The sequence below is a fragment of the Actinacidiphila sp. bgisy167 genome, from assembly GCF_057707665.1.
Map to the genome: position 1 here is coordinate 1 of NZ_JBYIQP010000140.1, position 7,441 is coordinate 7,441.

The 7,441-nt window shown below is 64.4% G+C and carries 6 protein-coding genes; 5 read left to right on the forward strand and 1 reads right to left on the reverse strand.

Annotation, left to right across the window (positions count from 1 at the left end; all coding sequences use genetic code 11):
- Nucleotides 1-33 precede the first annotated feature (33 nt).
- Nucleotides 34-189, reverse strand: a complete 156-nt coding sequence (locus AC3ET4_RS29690) for a hypothetical protein (protein WP_431954876.1) — start codon at nt 187-189, stop codon at nt 34-36.
- Nucleotides 190-707: 518 nt separating this feature from the next.
- Here AC3ET4_RS29690 and AC3ET4_RS29695 point away from each other — a divergent pair.
- From AC3ET4_RS29695 to AC3ET4_RS29715, 5 genes are all read left to right on the forward strand, one after another.
- On the forward strand, nt 708-1,598 hold the full coding sequence (locus tag AC3ET4_RS29695) for a hypothetical protein (RefSeq protein WP_431954878.1): 891 nt from the start codon (nt 708-710) through the stop codon (nt 1,596-1,598).
- A 32-nt stretch (nt 1,599-1,630) separates the two neighbouring features.
- Entirely contained in the window at nt 1,631-2,140 is a 510-nt protein-coding gene (locus AC3ET4_RS29700) for a hypothetical protein (protein WP_431954880.1), read from the forward strand.
- Between the two features lie 425 nt (nt 2,141-2,565).
- Nucleotides 2,566-2,688, forward strand: a complete 123-nt coding sequence (locus AC3ET4_RS29705; RefSeq protein WP_431954882.1) for a hypothetical protein — start codon at nt 2,566-2,568, stop codon at nt 2,686-2,688.
- A 260-nt stretch (nt 2,689-2,948) separates the two neighbouring features.
- Nucleotides 2,949-6,812, forward strand: a complete 3,864-nt coding sequence (locus tag AC3ET4_RS29710) for an SGNH/GDSL hydrolase family protein (RefSeq protein WP_431954884.1) — start codon at nt 2,949-2,951, stop codon at nt 6,810-6,812.
- Nucleotides 6,813-6,892: 80 nt separating this feature from the next.
- Nucleotides 6,893-7,297 (forward strand): hypothetical protein, encoded by a 405-nt coding sequence (locus tag AC3ET4_RS29715; protein ID WP_431954886.1) that lies wholly within the window; start codon nt 6,893-6,895, stop codon nt 7,295-7,297.
- The last annotated feature ends 144 nt before the right edge of the window (nt 7,298-7,441 follow it).

Sequence of the window (7,441 nt, forward strand, 5' to 3'; positions counted from 1 at the left end):
CCATCAACGACCCAGAACCCAAACCGTTTCGGATCAATAGGCCCGGTGACGGATCTTCTCCACCTCGTTCTTGATCTCCGCTTCCCGGCCCACCGCCCGCGTCAACTCCACCCCGTTCACCGGCCCCGAAGCGGCCACCACCGCGGCGAACACCTCCCGATACAGGCCGCTGAGCACCTCCTCACCCATACCCGGAGTGTTCACTGCTTCCGGGGCCCGCCGGCATGATCAACCGGCCCATGCCGGGGCGATCCGGGCAAACACCGGGGCCCTGCTGGGACACCTGCCTGCTCCTGGCCTGATTAGGCCACGCCCTAAACAGGCCTGGGATTGGTGCGCCCCTGATCTTGAGAGCACCAGTGGGTGCATGATGTATTGATCCTGTAAAAGTGCAGGGGACATGCGGGTCAGGTGGGGGGATACGTGGACGAGGCCATGCAGGCGCAAAGGGAAGACACACCAGCCCAATGTGTGACTCTGAATCTGCAGCGCTCCCTCCCAGTCTTCCACTGCTGATCTGACCACGATCTGCCGGCTAACCGTCGTTGTCACGCGACTTTGCGCGATGCAATCACCGCTGAAGCAAGGCCCGCTCGCGGCACTGCGGTGCCGCCGTTGCCTCTTCCTGCAATTCCAATTCAAGCGCATCACTAAGTCGCCTCAGGTGGCGGTGAGACCGTTCTCCGCAAATGGCATACGGTATCAGTATGATGGAGGAATCAGTGAGCAACCCTAAACGGCGAATTTCTAGAGTTGCGGTGTCAGCGGTGCTGGCCGCTGCAACTGCAACGGTCATTATCTCCTCTACATCCAAGAGTGGAGAAAGCGGCCAGGCGCAGACCGTCAAGTCGCACGGTCAGGACTTGGTGGCAGAATCAAGCGCCGACTCGGATGATCCCACAACGTGGCAACTGCCTATTGAAGCGTATTTGCCAGATACCTCGAGGGCGGGAAGCCTCGTGGCCTCAGCCCGAGATGCACGCATCGACGAATGCATGGCAGACGCCGGTCTCCCCGAGTGGGAGCCTGCCCCCGATCTTCCCTCTCTGGAGAATAACTCCTTTACTGGAACCCGGTATGGACGCTCCGATATTGAGCAAGCACGCAAAAGTGGTTACCACCCGGATCCCGAAAAGGTGGCGGCTTACAATAAGGCGCTGCGGGAGGATCATTCCATGGAGACTGATCGAGAAGTGCTGAAGAAGTGCGCTTTTAAAGTCGATGGCCGCCCCAGTGAAGAGATGGATGCCGCACGCCAGCCCAGCATGGCTGAAGAGATCGCCTACTACTCCTACCGTGATTCTATGAACGATTCACGCGTCCTCCGCGCTTTCAAGCGGTGGTCGGAATGCATGAAGACCAAGGGTTACAACTACGAAGCGCCGATGGACGCCAACGACGACCCACAGTGGGCAGCCAACGGCGGATTCACGCAAAAGGAGATCGACACAGCGGTCGCCGACGTGGAGTGCCGCGACAAATACCATGTTGAGCGCGTGTGGTTCGATTCCGAGGCGGAAATTCAAAACTCGATGATTGGCAAAAATCTCAAGGTGCTGCAGCAGGAGCGCGTAGCGGCGCAGGGTAGGCATCAGTAGGCACCGACGGCTCTAGTTTTCGAGGAGAATAAATGCGTACATCACTCCGGAGACTTGGCGTCCTGACGACGACGCTCGTTGCCGCTGTGGCGCTGGCATCTCCCGCCCACGCGGGATATGACCCCTACGACGATGGCACCAACAACGATGACGAAACCCTCATGAATACGGCGGCCTGCGCCGACCAGTATTCCTCAGAGTTCCCCTTTCATATCTTCTACAACTCGAACCTGGGCGGTTCGTACCGCAATCTCAAGTACGGCGTATACGACTTCGATGCCCTTCGTCTTGGCGGTTCGACATCGACGGCCCAGCCACTGAAGTTCTGCATGCTTGGCGTTTCCAGCCCGTGGCCGGGATCGGGGCAGAAAATCAAGAATAATGCGGCGTCCGCGCGAAATGACCACTACAAGTACGTTGCTCGCGTGTACTACTTCAGTGGGTACAATGGGCCAGAGGATGTGCTGAACCCTTACGAAAGCCGGGCGAGATTCACCAGCGTGTACAACGAGAACGCCTCGTTCCGCTACTGGGTTCCATAGACTATCCCACCTGTGATACTGCGGTAAAGGGCACACATATTCTGCTGCTGCGAGCACGCGCACTGGGCTGGGCTGCCTAGAGTTCGAGGGGCCATTTTAGCTGCCACTATGCCGTGCGATACAGATATCCTCTGGGGGAATCCCCCTGCATTCAGTCTCAGTATCCGGAGTCCTCGCTGAAGCGCCGTGGTGCGACAGCAAGGACTCCGGTGCCAGTGGGCCGCGAGGCGGAGGATGTGGCGCCGTCCGCTGGCAAGCGGCTACCGGGGGAGGCCCGGGATAGGCCAGACGGCCTCCCTCCTGATCGAGTTCAGGGGGCGGCTTCAGCGGCGAGCCACAAGGAGGTGTAGTCCAGTGCCGTCTCCGGACATGGTGAACTCCGGGTCCTTCGACGATGCGCGGCCCGCGCCACTGACGCGCACATCGTGGCACTCCACGGTGTCGAGGCAGCGGGCGTCTACTGGACCGTCACCACGCCCGAGGGCACCCTCACCGTATGCGCGGCCCCCGTCGGAGACGCCGCGGCAGGTGAACAGACACCGCCGTAGCCGCCTCACCGGGCGTGCTCACCGCCGCTCGCCCCCACATCAGACTCAGCGGCGTCTTCGACACAGAGACGGCTGCGGAGTCTGTCCAGTCAACTTCTCTTCCGGACCTTGGAGAATCCTTGAGGCTGAGATGTAGAGCACATCCGTCCCTCGTGCTGACGGCCGCCGTGCTGGCGGTCGTCGGCCTCATGCCAGCCGCCGCGCCGGCACTCGCCGCAGAGGCGATACCGAAACCGTCTCCGGAACCATCCGCCCAATCCGTGCCACCCGCCCAGGCCGACAATCCGGGCAAGAAGCTCGGCACGGGCTGGAAGGCGTCCAAGGACCGGGCGGTGACCAGCGCGGCGGACACCGACGGCCTGAAGATCCTCGTCGCCGACTCGTCGAAGGCGTACGCCTGGAAGACCGTCGCCTCCCTGGCGGAGCCGACGATGTCGGCGGACACCTGGATCGGCAACCAGTGCCTCATGGACGCCAGTCATGTCGCCGCCGTGTACGCGCCCCGCACCTTCACCAACAAGCCCGACCTGATGCAGGGCGGCGCGTTCGCGGCCGTCGTCAACACCGTCACCGGCCGCGTAGCGAAGCTGCCATTCACCGCGTCGCTCGCCTACTTCGATCCGTCCTGCAACACGGTCACGCACACGGCCGCCTTCACCGCCTTCCGTGACATGAACGACCCGGTGAAGACGAAGAGCCGCGTGGTGACAGTCGACACGGCCGGAAAAACGGTCAGTTCGGCGGTGACCGCGGGCGAGGTCACCAGCGCGGTACCGGTCGAGGACGGTGCAATCGGCGCACGCGGGCGCGACCTGGTCCACCTCGACGAGAAGGGCCGGCTGATGATGCTCACCACCGCCGACAGCCCTCCGTTCGACATCCGGCTCACCCGCGACGGGCACGTAGCCTTCCTCGACCGCCAGGGCGACTCCACCACGCAGGCCAAGCTGTGGCGCGGGCGTGGCAAGCCCTCCGTGATCGCCTCGGGCAAGCTCGGTGACGTGGACCTGCGCCAGGGCACCGAGGGCCGGGTGTTCCTCACCGGGGAGCCCGTCGACACCCATCTGAAGGACTCGGGCGTCACGCTCCTGGACGCCCCCGCAGAGACGGAGGTCTCCACTCTGGGACGGCTCGCCGTCGACCCCATCCTCACCCCCGGCGTCCGCCGCGGCTTCGCCCGCATCAAGGACGCGGGCAAGAGCTTCGACAAGAGCGGCGCAGAATCAAGGAGCCCGGTCACCGGCGCGCCCGACACCGTCGGCGGCGGCGAGCCAATCACCGTAAGGTCCACCGCCACCCTCACGGGTGAGAAGATCACGCAGTCGGTTGCGCAGACCACGGCGGCCAGCGGCGACACCTCCGTGTCCCCCGCACTCACCGGCACCACCGCCACCGTCACCGACGACTCCCTGGCCCACAACCCGGTCGACACCGACCGCTGGTGCTCAGTGCCCCGCAACGACGTCAACTCCCAGGCCCTGCAGCCCACACCGAACCAGGTCGAGTGGGCCGTCGACATGGCCGTCCGCAACGAACTGCGCGCGAACCAGATCACCCAGGGCGGCTGGCGCGACCAGATCGGGCTGGGCACCATCGACCCGCAGGGCCTCTTCCCCCGCCCCGATCTAACCGGTGGCGGCCGCATCCCGGCGAACGTGCTGCTCGGCGTCATGGCCCAGGAGTCGAACCTGTGGCAGGCCGAGCCAGGCGCTATCCCCGGCCAGATGGGCAGCCCGCTGGCCTCCTACGCCGGATTCTACGGCCACAAGGGCGATACCCCGGCCGAGTACTGGAAGATCAACTGGGCGAACTCTGACTGCGGCTATGGCGTAGGACAGGTCACCGACGGCATGCGGCTTGCGGGGTACGGGAAGGAGGGGGAAACCGCGCTGCCCGCGGCCACCCAGCGCGCGGTCGCCCTGGACTACACAGTGAACGTCGCCGCCTCCCTGTACATCCTCGCGGACAAGTGGAACGAGCTCCACGAGCCGAGCCAGACGATCACCGTCAACAACGACGACCCGTCCCGGGTCGAGAACTGGTTCGCGGCTCTGTGGAACTACAACCTCGGTTTCAACCCCCGCTCCGACGAGACGAAGAACGGCAACTGGGGCCTGGGCTGGTACAACAACCCCGCCAACCCGGCCTATCCGCCGGACCGCGACCCATTCATGGACATGACCTGGGATCCGGCCAATTGGCCGTGGGACGCCGCCCATCCGCAGTACTGGCCCTACGAGGAGAAGGTGATGGGCTGGGCCGCCTGGTCTATCGACACCGGGTTCTCCTACGCCACCTCCGGCCGCCAGGACTGGCCGGGCGAGAGCGGCTACGCGTCGGCGGGCTTCCGTCCCGCGTGGTGGACGACCGAGGCCGCCCGCAGTGCCATCAAGCCGCCCTTGCGCACCTTCTGCAACTCCGCCAACAACTGTGACTCCGCCAACCCGCCGGACTGCCCGGACGCCGACTGCTTCACGCAGTACTGGTGGCACGAGTCGAACGCGACCTGGAAGGACGACTGCGCCTCCACCTGTGGCAACGAGAACATCAAGTACCAGACCCTGATATCGGAACCAGGCCGCGGCTACCGGCTCCAGTACGGCACCCCCGTCTGCGCCGGCGACTCCGCCAACAACCTGCCCGCGGGCGCGCTGATCGTAAACTCCGTACCGGACAAATCGAACACGTACAGCACGTGCGGTACGACCGGCACCGACGACGGGAGCTTCGAGTTCACGTTCAACTCGGACGGCTCGGTCAGCCCCGGCCTCGGGCAGTACGAGGGGAAGGGCGACCTGTACCAGATAGGCGGCGGATACGACGGCCACTACTGGTTCGCCCACACCCGAAACGCCGCCCACCTCGGCGGCGACAACGGAGTGATGACCGTCAACGGAACCTGGACACTCGGCCAAAACCTGAACGGCTGGGCCCGGGTGTTCGTGCACCTGCCCGATACCGGCGCCCACACCCAGCAGGCCCACTACACCATCCACGGCGTGGCGGGTGGTGACCGGGAGCGTTACCTCAACACCCACTACAGCGAGAACACCTGGGCCGAGCTCGGTGTCTACCAGTTCACCGGAACTCCCCAGGTGGAGCTCACGAACACCACCGACGACGGCACCGCCGACGAGGACGTGGCTTACACCTCGGTCGCCTTCCAGAAACTCCCGGGCAAACCGCACGACATGGTCGTCGCGATGGGTGACTCCTATACCTCCGGCGAGGGCTCGGGAGATTACTACCACGTCAGCGACCGCGATCACGGGGAGACCAGCTGGAACGCCTGCCGGCGCAGCCCGAACGCATGGCCGCGCAAGGTGACTCTCCCGAACCAGTCGGAGACCGTCGGGGCACTCGCGGACAGCTACGACACAAGTCTCGACTTCCAGTTCGTCGCCTGTTCCGGAGCCAAGGCGTGGCAGGCGGGGTCGGGCTCGCCGACGAACACCAGCACAGGAATGGAAACCTGGGGCTTCGACGGGAACTTCCACGAGAAGTTGCAGATCGACTCCGGCGTCCTCAGCTCGGACACAACCCTGGTGATGCTGACCATCGGCGGCAACGACGCCCAGTTCGACCAGAAGATCCAGGACTGCGTGATAAGCGGTTGTCCCTCCGAAGCCTCGATGCAGTCGGACATCGATGACGCCGTCGCGGAAACCAGGGAGTTGCTGGAAGACATCCACACCGAAGCGCCGAACGCGACCATCTCCCTGATGGGGTATCCCCTGCTCTTCAGCCGAACGGAGGCCTGCTCGACACTGGTGAGTGCGTCCCAGCGTGTCATTCTGAACGACATGGCCCAGTACTTCGAGGACAAGCAGCGCGAGCTCGCGGCTTCCATGACCGCACAGAACGTGCGCTATCGGTCCCCGCAGTCCGCGTTCGAGGGCAAGCGCATCTGCGACGCGACGGAGGGCATCAACGGGGTAGTGGCCGGGCCGAACGGTGACGGCGACTTCCACCATGGCGACGACGCGACGCAGCTGTGCTGGTGGTTGTGGGGTGACAGCTGCCTCAGCCGGGAGAGCTACCACCCGAACAAGACTGGCACCAGCGCCTACGCGCAGGCGTACATGACGCTGGGTCCCGCCGCGCTCAGGCAAGAGGGCCAGTGAATCGGGCTCTCTCCTCTGTCGGTGCTCCGTCGCGGTCCGACCGCGGCGGGGTACCGGCCCCCGGCTGCATGGTGGCCCTCATGGCGCCCATCGTCCTCGTGCTGCTCGCCGCGGGAACACTCATGATCATGGCCCACCGCCAGACCAACGCCAACGAGCGCCATGAGAAGGAGGCACTGGACCAGATGGCCAGGTTCGTCGAGTCGTACGAGGACGATGTCCAGGACGAGGCGCGTATCAGTTACCCGAGCCAGGCGCAGACGCGAGCCATTGCCCAGCGTTACTACGGCACCCTCGTCTCCTACGAGCTGTCGGACCGGTCGCTGAGCACCCGCGTCAAGTTCTTCGCGACCTACGAGAACACCAGCTTCTTCGGCACCTCGATCTCACGCGCCTACCGCTGCTACTCCATCCGCTTCCAGGAGGGCGTCGAGAGTAAACCACGCAGGACGACGCTTCCCCTCCAGCAGTGCAATCCCACCTGACCGGACACACTGACTTCGGCTCGTCGGGGTGAACGGGAGTGTCATGAATCAGGTGGGCACCCGTTCAGAAGGGACTCCTGATGGATACGAAGACTGGTCACCTGATCGAGGACACTGACGGCGTGTCGGTTGCGGCGCTGGACG

Excerpts from the sequence above, each read along its gene's own strand:
- AC3ET4_RS29695 (WP_431954878.1), top strand. The coding sequence starts at position 708 with ATGATGGAGGAATCAGTGAGCAACCCTAAACGGCGAATTTCTAGAGTT.
- AC3ET4_RS29690 (WP_431954876.1), bottom strand. The coding sequence starts at position 189 with ATGGGTGAGGAGGTGCTCAGCGGCCTGTATCGGGAGGTGTTCGCCGCG.
- AC3ET4_RS29700 (WP_431954880.1), top strand. The coding sequence starts at position 1,631 with ATGCGTACATCACTCCGGAGACTTGGCGTCCTGACGACGACGCTCGTT.
- AC3ET4_RS29715 (WP_431954886.1), top strand. The coding sequence starts at position 6,893 with ATGGCGCCCATCGTCCTCGTGCTGCTCGCCGCGGGAACACTCATGATC.